Consider the following 17,392-nt stretch of genomic DNA (forward strand, 5'->3'; position numbering starts at 1 on the left):
GGGCGGATTCAACCGCTCGTCGCAACACTCCGTGTATCGCTCACTCGGAGCAATTCGTCGAGGGTTTCTGCCGGTGTTTTCCAGCCGAGGGTTTTGCGGGGCCTTGTGTTGAGTGCAAGAGCCACGGCCTCCAGATCATCGGCATCGTGCATGCTGAGATCCGTCCCCTTTGGAAAGTACTGGCGCAGCAACCCATTCGTGTTCTCGTTGGTGCCGCGCTGCCACGGGCTGTGAGGGTCGCAAAAGTAGACCTGCACGCCTGCATCGATCTTCAGACGCGCGTGCTGAGCCAGCTCAGCTCCTTGATCCCAGGTTAGAGACCGCCGCAGTCGCTCGGGCATGGTGAAGATTGCGCGGGTGATGGCGTCTCGCACCGCCTCAGCGCCATGTCCGGCGAGTGCAGGTCCATTCTTCACGCGAGCATCCTGTTCCTGACCGGTCATGCGCGGCAAATGCAGCAGAATGGTAAAACGGCTCGTGCGCTCCACCAAAGTGCCGATCGCGGAACTACCGAGGCCCATGATGAGGTCACCTTCCCAGTGACCCGGCACAGCTCGATCGGCAGCTTCCGCCGGACGTTGACTGATCATGATCTCGGAAGGAATGAAGCTTCTGCCTTTGCGGGCGCGCGCCCTCGGCATCCGCAAGGCCCGCCCAGTGCGCAAGCAGGCCGTCAGTTCACGGCGCAAAGCTCCTCGACCCTGCACATAAAGGGCCTGATAAATTGCCTCGTGACTGATGCGCATCGTCTCATCCTCGGGAAAGTCGAGCCGAAGTCGCCGAGAAATCTGTTCCGGGCTCCATGCCGTCGCCCAGCGTCGGTTTTGCCGATGCACCGCCCGGCGGCCCTTCCACACGACCTTCGGGCCAACGAGGAGCGCCCCGTCTGGCTTAGCGATCATACCGGCAAGCCTGTCCTGCACATAATCCCGCAGGGTCGGGTTGATTGCCAACTTCGCAAACTTGGGCCGTCGGGCGGACTGATCAGCATGCCATTGTGCCGTGGTCGCCCGGTACTCTGGAGCGCCATGGCGGCGCGCCACATTGCGACGGAGCTCACGGGAGATCGTGCATGGAGGCCGGCCGAGCTGACGAGCGATGGCTCGCACCCCATGCCCCTGCGCGCGCAAGATGGCAATCTCCTCACGTTCGGCGAACGACAGGTAGCGCTCCGACCGAGGTTTGGACGATCGCGACAAATGTGTTGGCGGCATACCGCCCGCCCTCCGGAACCAGCGTACTCCGACCGACGGCGACACCCCGGCCTCAACCGCAGCATCCCCGCTCGATCGCCCCAAGGCAATCGCAGTCCAGAACGGTCTATAATCTTCTCGTAGGACCTCTCGGGGACGATCTGTCCGCACACGCTTCTCCATCGCAACCTCTTTTGCTCGAGTGTTGCGACGAGCGGTTGAATCCGCCCAGTACGCCGCGGCGTCTCAGCAAGATAAGTAATGTCTCTGGGATACTGGGTCGCCCGGTCGAGCCTGGCGACGACAGCGGAGATGTGATCACCCGAAGAGCGCATCCGCCAGCAGCTTCACGTTCAAAACCACGATGACGCCCGCGACGATCCATGCGATCGCTGCGACTGACGTGGGGATCGCGAACTTGCCCATCTTGCGGCGGTCAGAGACGAAGCGCACCAGCGGGATGACGGCGAAGGGAAGTTGCATCGACAGCACGACCTGGCTGAACACCAACAGATCGGCCGTACCGCGCTCGCCGTAGATCGCGGTAACGATGATCACGGGAATGATGGCGATGCCGCGCGTCAAGAGGCGTCGCGCCCAGCTCGGCAGGCGCAGGTCGAGAAAGCCCTCCATCACGATCTGTCCCGCCAGCGTTGCCGTCACCGTCGAGTTCAGACCCGAGGCGAGCAGCGCCACTGCGAACAGGGTCGAAGCGATACCGAGGCCGAGCAGCGGCGACAACAGCTCGAAGGCCTGGCCGATCTCGGCGACGTCGGAATGGCCGCTCTTGTAGAAGGTCGCGGCGGCGACCACGAGGATCGCGGCATTGATGAACAGCGCCAGCATCAGCGCGATGGTCGAGTCCGTCGTCGCCCATTTGATCGCCTCGCGCCGGCCGGCTTCGTTGCGCTCATAGGCGCGCGTCTGCACGATCGAGGAGTGCAGATAGAGATTATGCGGCATCACGGTGGCACCGATGATGCCGATCGCGAGGTAGAGCATCTCCGGATTGGTGACGATCTCGGTCTTCGGCGCAAAGCCGCGCAAAATCTCCGCGACCGGCGGCGCCGCAGCCGCGACCTGGATCGCAAAGCAGACCGCAATCACCGCAAGCAGCGCCATGACGAACGCTTCCAGAAATCGGAAACCGCGGTTCATCAGGAGCAGCAGCAGGAAGGCATCGAGCGCTGCGATCAGCGCGCCGCCGATCAGGGGAATGCCGAACAACAGCTTGAGCGCGATCGCGGTGCCGATGACCTCGGCGAGATCGCAGGCGATGATCGCCGCCTCGCAGGCAAGCCAGAGCAGGAAATTCACTGCCGGCGAATAGGTCGCGCGGCAGGCCTGCGCGAGGTCGCGATCGGTAACGATGCCGAGCCTCGCGGAAAGCGACTGCAGCAGGATCGCCATCAGGTTCGAGAGCAGGATGACCGAGAGCAGCGTGTAACCGAACCTCGATCCGCCGGCGAGGTCGGTCGCCCAGTTGCCGGGGTCCATGTAGCCGACCGAGACGAGATAGCCAGGACCGACAAAGGCGAGCAGCCGCCGCCACCAGCGGCCTCCGGCCGGAATGGCCACCGTTGCATTCACCTCGGCCAGGCTCTTGGTGGCGGGCGCATCAGCGCGCCAACCGGCGGCCTCGGGGGTCAAATCGGGCGAGCGGGCATCCATGTTGCGAGAATACCGAAGTCGATCCTTATTGCAACTCATTTGCAACTGCATCTAGCCGCACCGGTTCCCGACGCGGGACCCGCCATGCCTGGGCCTGTCGGGAAGCGGGTGGGTTTAGCCGTCCACAGAGGTGAATAGTGGCGCTGGATCACTTTGCAGGACATGTGCCATGTCAACGAGCTCTCGCCTTCCGGACACCTTCAACCGCCTCGCCTGGTCCAACCTGGCGGCGCAGTCAGCCGAGCAGATCGCGCTGGCGGCCGCACCCATCGTCGCCGTGCTGACGCTCGGCGTCGCGGAGGGCCAGACCGGCCTGCTGCAGACGGCCCTCACCTTGCCCTTCGTGCTGTTCGCGATCCCGGCCGGCCTGCTCGCCGACCGCATCTCCCGCCGCTCGCTGATGGCCGGCGCCGAAGCGCTGCGCGCGGCCGCGCTCGCGGCCGTCGTGCTGCTGCTCTGGCTCGGCGCGCTCAATCTGCCGCTGCTGGCGCTGCTCGGCTTTGCCGCGGTGTGCGGCACCGTCGTCTACAGCGTGGCCGCGCCGGCGCTGGTGCCCTCGCTGGTAACGTCGGAGCTGCTGCCGGCGGCGAATGCGCGGATTGAGCTTGCGCGCACCGTCGCCTTCGCAAGCGGGCCTGCGCTCGGCGGCGCGCTGGTCGGCTGGCTTGGCGCGAGTCCCGCCTTCGCCTTCGCCGCCGCACTTTCGGCGATCGCCGTGGTGCTGCTGTCCGGGCTCTACGAGCCGGCCCGCGCGCCCGTGCCGCGGCGTCATCCGTTCCAAGAGATCCGCGAAGGCGCGGCATTCGTGTTCCACCACGCACTGCTGCGGCCTGTGTTCGTCACCCAATTTATCTTCAACACCGGCTGGTTCCTGCAGCTCGCGGTGTTCGTACCCTATGCCGTGCGCCATCTCGGGCTGTCGGCCACAGGCGTCGGCATCGTGCTCGGAATGTACGGCGTCGGCATGGTGATCGGCGCGCTGCTCGCAACGCGCGTCATGCGCCGCATCGCCTTCGGCACCGTGATCGGCCTCGGCCCGGTCACCGGTTTCGCCGCTGCGGTGGTGATGGCGCTGACGGTGCTGCTCCCCTCGCCCTGGCTTGCGGGCCTGAGTTTCTTCCTGCTCGGCGTCGGGCCTATCCTCTGGGTGATCTCGACCACGACCTTGCGCCAGTCCGTGACGCCGTCGAGTCTGCTCGGCCGCGTCTCCGCCATCAACATCATGAGCTACGGCGCCCGCCCGGTCGGCTCGGCGCTCGGCGCGGTCGTCGGCGGCTTCTGGAGCGCGGAGGCGTGCCTGTATCTCGCCGCGGCGGTGTTCGCCGTGCAGGCGCTGGTGATCTGGCTCTCGCCTGCGGTGGCACTGGATCGGCAGCCGAAGATGGTGGAGGACGGCGCGGCGGCGCGGTGCTAGCGCCACCTCGTCAGAGAAACGGGGCAATTCCCTCCGCAGTCGTCCTGGCGAAAGCCAGGACGACTGCGGGGAAACAGGCGGGCCTAACCCGCCAAATACCGCTCATAGCTCCCCGTCACCGGCTCGTTCGCGTCGATATCCGGATCGAGCGTGTAGAGATCCTGCGCGCGGCCGATGCCACGCAGCGCGTAGCGGCCGGTGGAGACGAGATAGCGGCGGCCGGTGGCATCGAGGCCCTTGTAGAACTCCGACGACGCCAGGAGCTCACGATCGACCGAACGGCTCATCGATGCGATGCGGCTGACCTCGTTGACGGTCGGTCCCACCACCGTGAAGTCGAGCCGGTCCTCGCTGCCGATATTGCCGTAGAAGACTTCGCCGACATGCAGGCCGATATAGGCCGACGTGGTGGGACGGCCGTCGGCCGCCCGGCGCGTATTCAACGCCACGGCGTTCTGGCGGAACAGATGCTCGGCCCGCAGCGCTGCGCGACGCGCTGTCGCCATATCCTCGCCGGTGAACATCGCGAGCACGCCATCGCCGATCAGCTTCAACACGTCGCCGCCGGCGTCGTGGATCGCGTCGATCACCGCTTGAGCATAGTCGTTGAGGAACGGGATGATCTCGTCAGGCCCAATGCTCTCGCTGATCCCGGTCGAGCCGCGCAGGTCCGAATACCAGAGCACGGCGTTGATGCGTTCGGTGACACCACGGGAGATGCGCCCGCGCAGCACCTGCTCGGAGGCGTCGCGCCCGAGATAGACGCGCCCGAGCGTACGCACGATATCGACTTGCTGTGCCGACTTGATCGCGAGCCCGAGCACCGGCACGAGGTCGCGCAGCGCGGCGAGTTCGGCTTCCCTGAAACCGTCCGCGCGCCGCGTCGTCCAGTAGGAATAAAGGCAATCCATCTGCCCGAGCGCGCCTGTTTCGCCGAAGCGATGCACGAAGGCGAGGAAATGCCGGTGACCCTTTTCGGCAAGTTCACCGATCTGCGAGAAGTCGAGCTTGTCGCAGTCGGCAAGATCGATCTGCATCTCGTCGTGGCCGTGCTCGAGCAAATGGAAGAACACCGAGCGCCGCCAGTTCTTGTTCGGATCGCCCTCGGCCGTCGAGCCGTATTCGAAGGCTTCGCTCTCGTTGCTCGGCCTGTCGCTCCAGCGAAAACCCCGCCCCTCGTAGATCGGATGCAGCGTGTCGATGAAGAGGAGGCCGCGCGACAGCTCGAGCCCCTCGGCGCGGCAGCGCTCGCAGAAGCCGCGAAGCAGTTCGGGTTCGGGCAGGCCGGTGAGACCCTGGCCGGTCAGCCAGTTCATCAGCTCGAGACGGGAGGTCAATTGCATACGCCATTATGGCGTGCATTCGTGACCAGCGAAAGGCGGAAGCCGCGCGCGGGCCGTGCACAACCAAGGCTCCCGTTCGCCGCAGGTCGAATATGCCGCAGGTGCGGTTGACGCGCCCGCGCTGCGGGCGGCAAATGCGATGGATGATGACTTTGTCGGCCAGAATCGGAAGCGCGCGCGGATGAGCCAGCGACAGCTTCCGATCATCCTGGCGCTCGGCACCACGCAGACCCTGGCCTGGGCCTCCAGCTACTACCTGCCGGCCCTGCTCGCCGACCCCATGGCACGTGACCTCGGCGTCTCCTCCAACTGGATCTTTGGCGCGTTCTCCGCCTCGCTCGTGATCTCCGCGATGCTCGGCCCGCGCATCGGGCGACAGATCGATCTCGTCGGCGGACGGCAGGTGCTGTCGGCCTCGAACCTGACGATCGCCGCCGGCCTCGTGCTGCTCGGCGTCTCGCAATCCGTCACGATGATGGCGATCGCCTGGCTCGTGCTCGGCATCGGCATGGCGATGGGACTCTATGATGCCGCCTTCGCCGCGCTCGGCCGAATCTACGGAACCGAGGCGCGCGGCTCGATCACGGGCATCACGCTAATGGCGGGATTTGCCTCGACCGTCGGCTGGCCGCTCACCGCCTGGGGCCTGTCGCATATCGGCTGGCGCGACACCTGCTTTGCCTGGGCGGCTGCCAACATCCTCATCGGCCTTCCGCTGAACTTCTTCATGCTGCCGGCGATCAAGGGCGCCAAGCAGGCCGCCGCGACGGCAGCGAAGCCGCATCTGCCGCTCGACCGCACCATGATCCTGCTCGCCTTCATCTTCGCCGCGGTGTGGACCGTCACCGGCGCGATGGCCGCGCATTTTCCGCGCATCCTCGAGACCACCGGCGCAACACCGGTCGAAGCGATCGCGGCCGGCGCGCTGATCGGGCCGGCGCAGGTCGGCGCGCGCATTCTCGAAGCGGGCTTCCTCAGCCGCTTCCATCCGCTGTGGTCGACGCGCCTCGCCTGCCTCACCCATCCGATCGGAGCAGTGATCGTAGCGATCTTCGGCGGCGCCGCGGCGAGCGCCTTCGCGCTATTCCACGGCTCGGGCAACGGCATCTTGACGATCGCGCGCGGCACGCTCCCGCTGTCGATCTTCGGCCCGAAGGATTTTGGCTACCGCCTTGGCATCATCGGCGCGCCGGCACGCATGGCGCAGGCCGTGTCGCCACTTGCCTTCGGCCTGCTCATCGACGTGATGGGAGCCAAGGTGCTGATCGTGTCGTCCGCGCTCAGCCTTTCGGCGCTGGCAGCGCTGTTCCTCATCCGCGCAGAGCGACGGCCGGATTGACCGCAGCGGCGCTATCGCGCACAAGCGGCCCATGACCGAAGACACCAGCACCCCCGGCACATTCAGACGCGCCTTCCGCTGGGCGACCACGCCGCCGCAGGCCTGGGGCGTCTATCTCCTCGCCGTCGTGCTGGTGTGGCTGCTCTCCTTCTATGCCGGCACGCTGAAGCCGAAGAAGAGTCCGGAAAGCGGCCCACCGCCGGTGACGGCACCGCGAAGTTAGGCCGTCTTCGTCTCGCTGGTGGCGATCCAGATGCCGGCGAACACGGCAACCAACCCGATGAGGAGATTGGGCGTAATCGGCTCGCCGATCAGGAGCGCTGCGAGCAAGGCGGCCGCGATCGGATTGACCGTCATCGTATTGGCGACGCGGGTCGGTGTGGCGCGTTCCAGCGCCTTGACCCAGAGGATGAAGGCAAGCGCGCCGCCGCCAATGCCGAGATAGACACCGGCGGTCCACTGCGCCGCGGTGAAACGATCGAGCGCCGCAAAGCTGCCACGCCAAAGACCCACCAGCACCAACACGACTGCACCTGCGCCCATGCCGACGGTGAGAAAGCCGAGCGCGCTGGAGCGCTTCATCAACGGGCGCGACAGCACATTGTAGAACGCCATGCAGAACACGGCTCCGGTCATGATCAGTTCGCCGCGCCGGGCGCCCGGCGGGCTTTGCGCCAGGCCCGTCGCGAGCGCCGCCGTCACGCCGAGCACGGCGATGCCGACGCCGGTGATCTTGCGCGCCGTCAGCCGCTCCACGCCTAAGAGCGCGCCGACCACCATGGTGTGGAGCGGCAGCGTCGCCAGCGCAAGACTGGCGCGCGCGGCGGTCGTGTAGGACACCGCGATGTTGTAGAGGATGAAGAACAGGCCGAAGAAGCAGACGCCGAGCAGCGCTACGGCCGGCAAGTCACGTTGCGACGGCCAGCGTACGCCGAGCAGAAGCGCGCTCGGCAGCAGGCAGGCGAAGCCGATGCCCCAGCGCAGGATTGCAAGCAGGATCGGATCGGCGCCGACGACGAGATAGCGGGTGATCGCCGCCGCGGTGCCACCGAGGCTGCTGGACGCCAGCGCGATCGCAACTCCGCCCCACTCTCCCACAGGCGTTCCCTCTCGGAGACGATGCGGCCGCTTAGCATGGTGCTGCTGCCACCGTCATGGCAGCAGGGTCGGTTGGCCTGCAGGCCTCAGTCGTAAAACTCCGGCGCCAGCTTCTGGCCGTCGCGCTGGGCCTTGTCGTGGTTGATCCAGAGCTGCCCCTTCTCCTTGGCGAGCGTGTCGGCGATCTTCTGCATCGAGGCCACGCTCTGGTCCTTGTCGGCGTTCATGCTGGGCACGCGACGGTTATCCCAATTATCCCTGAAATGGACGGCATCGCCGGACAGCACCACCGCCCCGGTCTTCGACAATTTCACCAGCAGCGACTGATGCCCCGGCGTGTGCCCGGGCGTCGACAGGATGGTCACGCTGCCGTCGCCGAAAACGTCCTTGTCGCCCGACAAAAGCTCGACGGGATGGGAGGGCTTGAAGCGCGGCTCATTGTTGGTGCCGGGCCAGTCATATTCAGCCTTCTGCACGTAGAGCATGGCCTGCGGAAACATCTCGACATTGCCGATGTGGTCGGGATGCGTGTGCGAGACGCCCATCGCCTTGATGTCCGCTGGCTTCACTCCGATCTGCTCGAGCTGCGCTGCAAGCGTCTTCGGTCGCCGCCAGGTGACCGCCTTGGGGTCGGCGGGCGCGAGCCCATTGGGCATCGCGGCAACGGCATCGGTAATGCCGGTGTCCCACAGAAACCAGTCCTGCCCGTGCTTGATGAGGTAGCAGGTGTCGACGAAGTCCATCGACTTGCCTTCGTTCACGCCGGGCGACCAGCGCGAGATGTCGCCGGCGGTGCCCTCCCCGCAATTGAGAATGTAGAGCTTCTCGACGGCGGATGTCTGCGACTGCGCGGACGCTGTGGTGGCGCAGAGCACAAGTGCGATGGCGGAGAAGGCAAGGCCGATCCGACGCATGGTTGCTGTTCCTTTTTCACCGTGACGCGCGAGGCCGCGCGCCGATACCGAGGACCAAACCCGGAGTGGGCTGAAAATTCCCGAAGGCGCCGATCACATCAGTGCGGACAGGTCTCGACCTCGACCGTGATATGGCTGAGCCCCTTCAGCCCGGCGAGCCGCCTCTTGTAGACGGCCGGCTGCTTCGGCGCATCCGAGACCACCGACACCAGCACGGCGCAATGGCCGGGGCCGACCTGCCAGAGATGCAGATCCGTGACGCGGTCGTCGCCAACCTCCATCCGAGCACGGACGATGCGCTCCAGCTTCTCGTCCGCGCGCACGTCGAGCAGCACTGCGCCGGAGGCCTTGACCAGACCGAACGCCCAGCTCGCGATCACCACGCTGCCGATCAGGCCCACGGCCGGATCGGCCCACACCCATCCCGAATACATCGCGACGACGAGCGCACCGATCGCAAGCACCGAGGTCGCCGCATCGGCCATGACATGGACGTAGGCCGCGCGGAGATTGTGGTCGTGATGATGGTGGTGATGGCCGTGATGATCATGGTCATGATCGTCGTGATCATCATGTGCATGACCATGGTCATGATCGTGGCCGTGGTGGTGATGGTCATGGCTGTCGCGCAGCAGCCACGCGCTCACCAGGTTGACGCACAGGCCGAGGGCGGCAACCGCGATCGCCTCGCCATAGACGATCGGCACGGGCGTGAACAGCCGCAGCACGCTCTCATAGGCGATCTGGACCGCGATCAATCCCAGGATGATCGCGCTGGCGAAGGCGGCGAGATCGCCGAACTTGCCGGTGCCGAAGGTGAAATGCGCATTCCCGAGGTGCCGTCGCGCAAAACGGTAGGCGAAGGCGGCAATCCCGAGGGCCGCCGCATGGGTGCCCATGTGCCAGCCGTCGGCGAGCAGCGCCATCGATCCGAACAGCGAGCCGGCCAGAATCTCACCGACCATCATCACCAGCGTCAGGACGACCACGAACCAGGTGCGCCGCTCGTTCTCGTCGTGCCGCTCGCCCAGGAACGCGTGATCGTGTGTCCATTGTTCGATGGAATGGGAATGCATCGGACCAGATCTCCAGGAGTAGATTCCAGCGCCCAATATAGGCCCTGACAGCATCCCTTACTAACGCTCATTGCCGGCAAAACCGGCGATTGACAGCCCCCCGCGGTTTCGCTGTAATTGGCGCCATGGGGATTGAGCGATCTCCCCACGAGGCGACATGCCCAAGTATCGCGTCCCGTTCGGTTCTTACGAGGACGCATCATCATGTCTACTTTCACGACCATATCTCCCGACAAACTGGCGCGCCTGATCGGCACGCCCAATGCCCCCACCCTGATTGACGTGCGAACGGAGGAGGATTTTTCCGCCGACCGGCGGCTGATCCCCGGCTCCATCAAGCTCAGTCACGAGAACGTCCAGGACTGGGGCGGCGAGTTTGCCGGCCGCTCCGCCATCGTCACCTGCTTCCGCGGCGAAAAGCTCGCCCAGGGCACGGCGGCCTGGCTGCGCCAACTCGGCGTGCAGGCCGAGACGCTGGAAGGCGGCTTCGAGGGCTGGAAAGCGGCAAATCTGCCGCTGATCGACACCAGAAAACTGCCGCCACGCGATGCCAGGGGGCGGACCATCTGGGTGACGCGCGCGCGGCCGAAGGTCGACCGCATCGCCTGCCCCTGGCTGATCCGCCGCTTCGTCGATCCCAACGCGGTGTTCCTGTACGTCGCGCCCTCCGAAGTGGTCGCCGTCGGCGAGCACTTTGGCGCGGCGCCCTTCGACATCGAAAACGTGTTCTGGAGCCACCGCGGCGAGCTCTGCACCTTCGACGTGATGATGGAGGAGTTCGGGCTCGCCACACCGCCCTTGCAGCGGCTGGCAACGCTCGTGCGCGGCGCCGACACGGCCCGGCCCGACCTTGCGCCGGAGGCGTCTGGCCTGCTCGCGGCGTCTCTCGGGCTGTCGCGGATGTATGACGACGACCTTGCGCAGCTCGAGGCCGGCATGACGCTCTACGACGCCTTCTACCGCTGGTGCCGCGACGCCACCACCGAGACCCACAACTGGCCGACCAACAAGGTGAAGGCGTAATGGATACCCGTAGCGTTCAAGCAGAAGCTGATGCCGGTCACGGCATCAGCTTCGGCGAAGCCTTTCGCGTCTGGCTCCGCGTTGCCTGCCTGAGTTTCGGCGGGCCCGCGGGGCAGATCGCGGTGATGCACCGCATCCTGGTCGAGGAGAAGAACTGGATTTCGGAGGGCCGCTTCCTGCATGCGCTGAACTATTGCATGCTGCTACCGGGACCGGAGGCGCAGCAACTCGCCACCTATGTCGGCTGGCTGCTGCACCGTACCGCCGGCGGGCTGGTGGCGGGCGGGCTGTTCATCCTGCCCGGCATCATCGCGATCATGGGCCTGAGCTACATCTATGCCGCCTATGGCAATGTCAGCTTTGTCGCGGCGCTGTTCTTCGGGCTGAAGGCCGCAGTGCTCGCCATCGTCGTCGAGGCGGTGGTGCGCGTCGGCAAGCGCGCGCTGAAGAATCGGGTCATGATTGCGCTCGCCGCGCTCGCCTTCATCGCCATCTTCTTCTTCGCGGTCCCCTTCCCGCTGATCATCATCACCGCCGGCGTGATCGGCTATGCCGGCGCGCGAAGCGGCCGCCCGGAATTCGCGCCGGCCGGTCACGGCCATGGTGGCAACACAGCCGTGATCGACAGCATGCTGGGCGAAGCCGTACCCGAGCACGTCCGCCCCGACACCGGACGCGCCATCCGCGTCGGCGCGTTCTGGCTTGCACTGTGGCTGGCACCGGTGATCGCGCTGCTCGCGACCTTCGGCGAGGCCAATGTGTTTAGCCAGATCGCCCTGTTCTTCTCGAAGATGGCGCTGGTCACCTTCGGCGGCGCCTATGCGGTGCTGGCCTATGTCGCCCAGCAGGCGGTCGAGCACTATCACTGGCTGAAGCCGAATGAGATGCTCGATGGCCTCGGCATGGCCGAGACCACGCCGGGCCCGCTGATCATGGTGCTCCAGTTCGTGGGCTTCATGGCCGCCTTCCGCGATCCCAGCGGGCTGTCGCCGATGCTCGCGGCAACCCTCGGCGGACTGCTCGCGACCTGGGTCACCTTCACGCCCTGCTTCCTCTGGATCTTCGTCGGCGCGCCCTACATCGAACGGTTGCGCGGCAACACCGGCCTTGCCGGCGCGCTGAGTGCGATCACGGCCGCCGTCGTCGGCGTGATCCTCAACCTGTCGATCTGGTTCGCGCTGCACACGCTGTTCCGCGAGACCGTGCCTGTGAACGCCTTCCCGCTTTCCTTCGACAGTCCCGTGCTGACCAGCGTCGACATCCCGGCGCTCGCGCTGTCGATCGCAGCCGCAACCGCGCTGTTCCGCTTCAGGCTCGGCATGCTCACGGTGCTGGCGGGCAGTTGCGCGGCGGGTATCGCCTTGCGGCTGGTGGGGGTGATCTAGGGAGACTGATCAGATCATAGCTGGACTCCTCGGGCCCTGCGAAAGACAGTAAGGTGTTGTTCGAGAGGAGTCCCGCCCCGTGGGATCAGTGTCGCATCAGGCTGCCAAACCGAGCGGACGATTGCTCCTCGTTCTGTCGCTCTTCGGTTTCTTTGCGGCTGTGTGCGTTGGCGCCATCTACTACGCTGGCGACCTGTCGAGGCTTCAGGCCGTCAGGTCCGCGGAGGAGAGCCGGGCTGCGTTGCGCGACGTGACCGATCCTGCAGAGCTCGATCAAGCCATCAAGCAATATCCGTCCAACAGGTTGCTCAGGCTCGTCGCACTCGCAAACGAGGACGTGAACGACATCGACGCTGCGGCTCGGCGACTGCTCGATGAAGCCGCGGCAAGGCCCTTGCCGATGCTCGGCGATCTCGGCACGGCCAGCCGCAATGACCTCGACGCGCTTCGGCGCGACCTGAAGACCGCCGAAGCCAATGTCGCGACGTTCGCGCCGCGCTACGATGCGCTGCTCACGTCTGCACGTGAGAATGTGGAGAAGGACGTTCGGTCACTGAACGTCGGGGACGAGCGATTGACCTCGTTCATGGCGATGATCGACGAGCAGCATGGAGCCTGGACCGCGCTCACTTCCAATATGCTCATCGCACGCGCAGACTATTACAACGCCTACGAAAAATGCGTGGCGCTGCTGGTGCGCGAGTTTGGCATCTATAGGGTCACAAACGGCCAGTTCGTGTTTCCTTTCCAGTCCACGGCCAATGGCTACAATCGCGCTGCGACCGCAATGACGGACGCGGCGAAACGCAGCTCCGAGCTCGATGGCGAAAGAGCGAGCTTGCGACAGTCGGCGCTGAGCCGATGGAAAGCGTTTGTGGAGGATTAGCGGCCGGTGGATGCCCCGGTCGAGCCGGGGCATGACAGTCTTTGTTGGGGCAGCAACCAGCCTACCCGATCACCCGGCCGAACTTGTTCGACTTCGGGAATCCCTTCGGCGGCAGGCGGCCGGCGTCGGCGCGGGTGCCTTGCCACTCGGCGAGCTCCTTCATGGTCGCACTGAATTCGCGCCCCGCGGAGTCCTTCCAGGTCAGACCCGCCTTGGCATCGAATACGGCGACGTCGGACAGGCCGCCGTCCTTGTACTTCTGCAGACGGACGCCGCGGCCACGCGCCATTTCCGGCACCTGATCGAGCGGGAAGATCAGCATCTTGCGGTTCTCGCCGATCACCGCAATCGTGTCGCCGAGCACCTCTGTGACCGCGCGCGCCTCGTTCGGCATGTCGACGTTGAGGACCTGCTTGCCCTTCTTGGTGGTGCCGACGCAATCGTCCTCGTTGACGACAAAACCCTGGCCTTCGTGGCTAGCCACCAGGAATTTGCGTCCGCCCTTGTTGACGAACAGCGCGACGGGGGCGGCCTCCTGCTCGAGGTCGATGAACAGGCGGATCGGCTCGCCGTGGCCGCGGCCGCCTGGCAGCTTCGCCACATCGAGCGAGTAGAACTTGCCGTTGGTGGCGAACAGCAGCAGCTTGGAGGTCGTCTCGGCGAAGAAGGCGAAGCCGAGCTTGTCGTCCTGCTTGAAGGCAAGGCCGGAGAGATCCTCGACGTGCCCCTTCATGGTGCGGATCCAGCCCTTGTCGGAGACGACGACCGTGACCGGCTCGCGCTCGACGAAGGCTTCCTCGATCGCCGCAAGATCGTGCTCGGGCGCGTCCGCAAACGTGGTGCGGCGCTTGCCGAGCGGCGTCTTGGGTCCGAACATGTCGCGGACCTTGCCGACCTGCTCGCCGACCTTCTTCCACTGCTCGGCTTCGGAGGCGAGCAGGCCTTCGATACCCTTCAACTCCTTGCGCAGATCCCTGTCTTCATTGCGGATCTCCATTTCCTCGAGCCTGCGCAAGTTGCGCAGACGCATATTGAGGATGGCCTCCGCCTGGACCTCGGTCAGCTTGAACGCCTTGATCAACGCCGGCTTCGGCTCGTCCTCGGTGCGGATGATCTTGATCACCTTGTCGAGGTTCAGATAGGCGACCAAATGGCCGCCAAGGACCTCCAGCCGGTGCTCGATCTGGCCCTTGCGGAAGTTGGAGCGGCGGATCAGCACGTCGCGAAGATGGTCGAGCCATTCGCGCAGGCACTCCGCGAGTCCCACCACCTTGGGGATGCGGCCCTTGATCAGAACGTTGAGGTTCAGCGGAATCTTGCTTTCGAGCTCGGTCAGCCGGAACAGCGATTCCATCATCAGGGCGGGATCGACGTTCTTCGACTTCGGCTCGATGACGAGACGGATGTCTTCGGCGGATTCGTCGCGGACCTCGCCAACCAGAGGCAGCTTCTTCTGGTCAAGCAGCTCGGCGATCTTCTCGACCAGCCGCGACTTCTGCACCAGCCACGGGATCTCGGTGACGACGACCACCCAAGTGCCGCGAGCGCCCTCTTCCTGCTGCCACTTGGAGCGCACCCGGAACGAGCCGCGGCCGGTGGTGTAGGCCTCGGCGATCGCCTGCTTGGAATCGACGATGATGCCGCCGGTCGGGAAATCCGGACCCTTGACCCATTTCAGCAGGGCCTTGGATTTCGCGTCGGGCTTCTCGATCAGATGCAGCGCGGCGTCGCAGAGCTCGGCGGCGTTGTGCGGCGGGATCGAGGTCGCCATGCCGACCGCGATGCCCTGCGCGCCGTTGGCGAGCAGGTTGGGGAAGCCGCCGGGCAGCACGACCGGCTCTTTCGACTGGCCGTCGTAATTGGCGCGGAACTCGACGCCGTCTTCGTCGATGCCCTCGAGCAGAAGCCGCGCGACGTCGGTCATGCGCGCTTCGGTGTAGCGGTAGGCGGCGGGGTTATCGCCGTCGATATTGCCAAAGTTGCCCTGGCCGTCGACCAGCGGATAGCGCGAGGAGAAATCCTGCGCGAGGCGCACCATGGCGTCATAGATCGCCTGGTCGCCATGCGGATGGAACGAACCCATCACGTCGCCGACGATCTTGGCGGACTTCTTGAAGGCCGTGCCGGGGTCGAGCCTGAGCAGCCGCATGCCGTAGAGGATGCGCCGGTGCACCGGCTTCAGGCCGTCGCGCGCGTCCGGCAGCGCGCGGTGCATGATGGTGGAGAGCGCATAGGCGAGATAGCGCTCTTCCAGCGCTTCACGCAGCGGCACCTCGTGAATTTCGGCCGGCTCCTCCGGCGGAATCAATCGTTTTCCCATGCCGCCCGGTTAAACCGTGGAAGCGAATCGGGCAAGGATGGATTGGTTCCTGTGGGCCGTTAATGCCCGGCCCAACCAGCGGTCACAGGCGGGGTGGCTTGCGGATTCCTGGCCTGCGCGGGCGCCGGCGCGTTGGTCAGACAGCGGCGCGCAGCGTCGATTTCGGCCTCAGTCGCGCCATGGGACCGCGCCCATGTCTCTGCGGCTGCAGCGGAATATTTCGCCACATAGTACCTGACCACCGTGCACGAGGCGCGACGGAACAGGCCCGGCTGTGGTTCGCCGGCCATCGCGTCCGGCGCAAAAGCGAGCAGCGCCGCCGACAGCGCAAATCCTCTCATCAACATGTGGACTGTCCCCGATGTGGAACCTGCTCCCCCCTAACACGAACAGGGCGATTCCGTTCCGAAGAACTCCATGCCTGTGGACAAGGCAGTGGCGCAGTCAGGTCATGGCGCTGATACCGCCGCCCTCGCCTGCTGGCGCGTCAAGGCATTGATGAAGCCGGCACGCGCATCGGAATGGCCCTGCCCACGCGGCTCCAGCACATGGCGCAGCAGGAACAGGCCGGTGAGGCGAAAGCCATCCTGCAGGTCCTCGTCCGTGAGCTCGCCCGCTGTTTCGCCCCGGCGCAGGAACGGCGGCAGACGTAGCAGCCGGTCGCGCCACGGCTCGCCGGCGGCGCGCGACACCGCGCCGCCGGATTTCGGCGAGACGTAGATGAGGTCGGTGGTCTCCCCGGTCACCGCGCAATTCTCCAGCGCCAGCCCGAAGCCGAGCTCGGAGAGCATCGCCAGCTCGAAATGGATGAGATGGACGGCCGCACCGCCGATGTCGTCGAAATCGTCGAGCGAATGTTCGAGCAGCGCAAAAATCTCTTCGTGCGGGTCGCGCTCCGGCAGCAGCCGCGCAATCGAGGCAAGATGGGTGACGCCGTAGACGCCATGGGACGAGGCAAGCAGCGCCGCCGCGCGCAGTTTCAGGCCTTCGATCGCGTAGGTTCCGAGATGCTCGTCGAGCCGCGCCCGCCAGACCGCGCTGACGCTGTTCCCCGGCTGCAGAAGGGGCCGCATCCGCGAGCTGGCACCGCCACGCACGAGCCCGAGATGACGCCCGTGCTCGCGCGTCAGGAGCTCGACGATGGCGCTGGATTCGCCATGCCGCCGCACGCCGAGCACGATGCCTTCGTCGGTCCATTCCATGGGGTGAGCCTAGCGCATTTCGAGGGATCGTAGGGTGGGCAAAGCGAAGCCTGCCCACCAATTTTGATCCACTGCGCACTGGCGATTGCGGTGGGCACGGCGCAAGAGCGCGCCTTTGCCCGCCCTACGGCATTGCGTGAAACGTCACGCATTGAACCAGCCCTGGGCATCCCCGGTGAACGAGAAGTAAAGCCCGATCGTCGTCAGCACGCAGGACACGATCTCGATGGCGCTGTCGAGCTCCATCCCCTTCTCGCCGATGATCTGGCCGAGCGAGATCACCGACAGCACCAGGGCCGCCGCCAGCACCCAGCGTGGCCAGTTCTTCCGCCATCTCGCCGCGAGCCAGACGAAATAGACCAGAAGCAGGATCATGCCGCCGGCGAGCAGCGTCGCCGTCATGATCATCTGCTCGGTCATCTCCGCATTCGGCGTGCGGTCCTGCACCGCGACCGACAGGGCATCCAGCATCAGCGATGCATATAGCAGCGCTTCGAAGCGCAGGACGTTGCGAGGCACGCTCATCGG

The 17,392-nt window shown here is 65.5% G+C and carries 16 protein-coding genes; 6 read left to right on the forward strand and 10 right to left on the reverse strand.

Features of this window, described 5'->3' with window-relative positions; translation table 11 throughout:
• Positions 1-8: 8 nt before the first annotated feature.
• Together AXW67_RS21150 and AXW67_RS21155 are read right to left on the reverse strand one after the other, a co-directional pair.
• On the reverse strand, positions 9-1,376 hold the full coding sequence (locus AXW67_RS21150; RefSeq protein WP_201723621.1) for an IS30 family transposase: 1,368 nt from the start codon (positions 1,374-1,376) through the stop codon (positions 9-11).
• Positions 1,377-1,511: 135 nt separating this feature from the next.
• On the reverse strand, positions 1,512-2,864 hold the full coding sequence (locus AXW67_RS21155) for an Nramp family divalent metal transporter (RefSeq protein ID WP_063679403.1): 1,353 nt from the start codon (positions 2,862-2,864) through the stop codon (positions 1,512-1,514).
• 169 nt (positions 2,865-3,033) lie between these two features.
• On the opposite strand from AXW67_RS21155, the gene AXW67_RS21160 reads away from it, so the two are divergent.
• Positions 3,034-4,278 (forward strand): MFS transporter, encoded by a 1,245-nt coding sequence (locus AXW67_RS21160; RefSeq protein WP_063679404.1) that lies wholly within the window; start codon positions 3,034-3,036, stop codon positions 4,276-4,278.
• 83 nt (positions 4,279-4,361) lie between these two features.
• Here AXW67_RS21160 and AXW67_RS21165 read toward each other — a convergent pair whose 3' ends face one another.
• Positions 4,362-5,621, reverse strand: a complete 1,260-nt coding sequence (locus AXW67_RS21165; RefSeq protein ID WP_027553148.1) for an adenylate/guanylate cyclase domain-containing protein — start codon at positions 5,619-5,621, stop codon at positions 4,362-4,364.
• 181 nt (positions 5,622-5,802) lie between these two features.
• Here AXW67_RS21165 and AXW67_RS21170 point away from each other — a divergent pair, with 181 nt between their 5' ends.
• Both AXW67_RS21170 and AXW67_RS21175 read left to right on the forward strand, forming a co-directional pair.
• On the forward strand, positions 5,803-6,960 hold the full coding sequence (locus AXW67_RS21170; protein WP_063679425.1) for an MFS transporter: 1,158 nt from the start codon (positions 5,803-5,805) through the stop codon (positions 6,958-6,960).
• 31 nt (positions 6,961-6,991) lie between these two features.
• Positions 6,992-7,183 (forward strand): hypothetical protein, encoded by a 192-nt coding sequence (locus AXW67_RS21175; RefSeq protein WP_027553146.1) that lies wholly within the window; start codon positions 6,992-6,994, stop codon positions 7,181-7,183.
• Here the strand turns inward: AXW67_RS21175 and AXW67_RS21180 are convergent.
• The 3 genes from AXW67_RS21180 to dmeF all read right to left on the reverse strand — a co-directional run bounded on the left by AXW67_RS21180 (position 7,180) and on the right by dmeF (position 10,048).
• The gene (locus AXW67_RS21180) at positions 7,180-8,058 is read right to left on the reverse strand and encodes a DMT family transporter (RefSeq protein WP_063679405.1); all 879 of its coding nucleotides are present in this window, start codon (positions 8,056-8,058) and stop codon (positions 7,180-7,182) included. The genes AXW67_RS21175 and AXW67_RS21180 overlap by 4 nt on opposite strands.
• 86 nt (positions 8,059-8,144) lie before the next feature.
• Positions 8,145-8,972: an N-acyl homoserine lactonase family protein gene (locus tag AXW67_RS21185; protein WP_063679406.1), complete on the reverse strand. Its 828-nt coding sequence runs from the start codon at positions 8,970-8,972 to the stop codon at positions 8,145-8,147.
• Positions 8,973-9,070: 98 nt separating this feature from the next.
• Positions 9,071-10,048, reverse strand: a complete 978-nt coding sequence (gene dmeF / locus AXW67_RS21190; protein WP_063679407.1) for a CDF family Co(II)/Ni(II) efflux transporter DmeF — start codon at positions 10,046-10,048, stop codon at positions 9,071-9,073.
• A gap of 204 nt (positions 10,049-10,252) precedes the next feature.
• Between dmeF and AXW67_RS21195 the strand changes: the two genes are divergently transcribed.
• From AXW67_RS21195 to AXW67_RS21205, 3 genes are all read left to right on the forward strand, one after another.
• Positions 10,253-11,071, forward strand: a complete 819-nt coding sequence (locus AXW67_RS21195) for a chromate resistance protein ChrB domain-containing protein (protein ID WP_063679408.1) — start codon at positions 10,253-10,255, stop codon at positions 11,069-11,071.
• Positions 11,071-12,456, forward strand: coding sequence for a chromate efflux transporter (chrA, locus tag AXW67_RS21200; RefSeq protein WP_063679409.1), 1,386 nt, complete (start codon positions 11,071-11,073; stop codon positions 12,454-12,456). Before AXW67_RS21195 ends, chrA begins: the two co-directional genes overlap by 1 nt.
• 241 nt (positions 12,457-12,697) lie before the next feature.
• Entirely contained in the window at positions 12,698-13,342 is a 645-nt protein-coding gene (locus AXW67_RS21205; protein ID WP_145927757.1) for a hypothetical protein, read from the forward strand.
• A gap of 61 nt (positions 13,343-13,403) precedes the next feature.
• Here the strand turns inward: AXW67_RS21205 and parC are convergent, their stop codons facing one another.
• The 4 genes from parC to AXW67_RS21225 all read right to left on the reverse strand — a co-directional run bounded on the left by parC (position 13,404) and on the right by AXW67_RS21225 (position 17,389).
• Positions 13,404-15,662, reverse strand: a complete 2,259-nt coding sequence (parC, locus tag AXW67_RS21210) for a DNA topoisomerase IV subunit A (protein ID WP_027553139.1) — start codon at positions 15,660-15,662, stop codon at positions 13,404-13,406.
• A gap of 59 nt (positions 15,663-15,721) precedes the next feature.
• Complete coding sequence (locus AXW67_RS21215; protein WP_063679411.1) at positions 15,722-16,009, reverse strand: hypothetical protein; 288 nt, start codon at positions 16,007-16,009, stop codon at positions 15,722-15,724.
• Between the two features lie 102 nt (positions 16,010-16,111).
• The gene (recO, locus tag AXW67_RS21220; protein ID WP_063679412.1) at positions 16,112-16,864 is read right to left on the reverse strand and encodes a DNA repair protein RecO; all 753 of its coding nucleotides are present in this window, start codon (positions 16,862-16,864) and stop codon (positions 16,112-16,114) included.
• A gap of 144 nt (positions 16,865-17,008) precedes the next feature.
• Positions 17,009-17,389: a hypothetical protein gene (locus AXW67_RS21225; protein ID WP_027553136.1), complete on the reverse strand. Its 381-nt coding sequence runs from the start codon at positions 17,387-17,389 to the stop codon at positions 17,009-17,011.
• Positions 17,390-17,392 lie beyond the last annotated feature (3 nt).

It is taken from the genome of Bradyrhizobium neotropicale (genome assembly GCF_001641695.1).
In the GTDB taxonomy this organism is placed as follows: Bacteria; Pseudomonadota; Alphaproteobacteria; order Rhizobiales; family Xanthobacteraceae; genus Bradyrhizobium; species Bradyrhizobium neotropicale.

Bases quoted from the DNA above. Each gene is read 5' to 3' on its own strand.
- AXW67_RS21150 (WP_201723621.1), bottom strand. From the start codon at position 1,376: ATGGAGAAGCGTGTGCGGACAGATCGTCCCCGAGAGGTCCTACGAGAA.
- AXW67_RS21155 (WP_063679403.1), bottom strand. From the start codon at position 2,864: ATGGATGCCCGCTCGCCCGATTTGACCCCCGAGGCCGCCGGTTGGCGC.
- AXW67_RS21160 (WP_063679404.1), top strand. From the start codon at position 3,034: ATGTCAACGAGCTCTCGCCTTCCGGACACCTTCAACCGCCTCGCCTGG.
- AXW67_RS21165 (WP_027553148.1), bottom strand. From the start codon at position 5,621: ATGCAATTGACCTCCCGTCTCGAGCTGATGAACTGGCTGACCGGCCAG.
- AXW67_RS21170 (WP_063679425.1), top strand. From the start codon at position 5,803: ATGAGCCAGCGACAGCTTCCGATCATCCTGGCGCTCGGCACCACGCAG.
- AXW67_RS21175 (WP_027553146.1), top strand. From the start codon at position 6,992: ATGACCGAAGACACCAGCACCCCCGGCACATTCAGACGCGCCTTCCGC.
- AXW67_RS21185 (WP_063679406.1), bottom strand. From the start codon at position 8,972: ATGCGTCGGATCGGCCTTGCCTTCTCCGCCATCGCACTTGTGCTCTGC.
- dmeF (WP_063679407.1), bottom strand. From the start codon at position 10,048: ATGCATTCCCATTCCATCGAACAATGGACACACGATCACGCGTTCCTG.
- AXW67_RS21195 (WP_063679408.1), top strand. From the start codon at position 10,253: ATGTCTACTTTCACGACCATATCTCCCGACAAACTGGCGCGCCTGATC.
- chrA (WP_063679409.1), top strand. From the start codon at position 11,071: ATGGATACCCGTAGCGTTCAAGCAGAAGCTGATGCCGGTCACGGCATC.
- parC (WP_027553139.1), bottom strand. From the start codon at position 15,662: ATGGGAAAACGATTGATTCCGCCGGAGGAGCCGGCCGAAATTCACGAG.
- AXW67_RS21215 (WP_063679411.1), bottom strand. From the start codon at position 16,009: ATGTTGATGAGAGGATTTGCGCTGTCGGCGGCGCTGCTCGCTTTTGCG.
- recO (WP_063679412.1), bottom strand. From the start codon at position 16,864: ATGGAATGGACCGACGAAGGCATCGTGCTCGGCGTGCGGCGGCATGGC.
- AXW67_RS21225 (WP_027553136.1), bottom strand. From the start codon at position 17,389: ATGAGCGTGCCTCGCAACGTCCTGCGCTTCGAAGCGCTGCTATATGCA.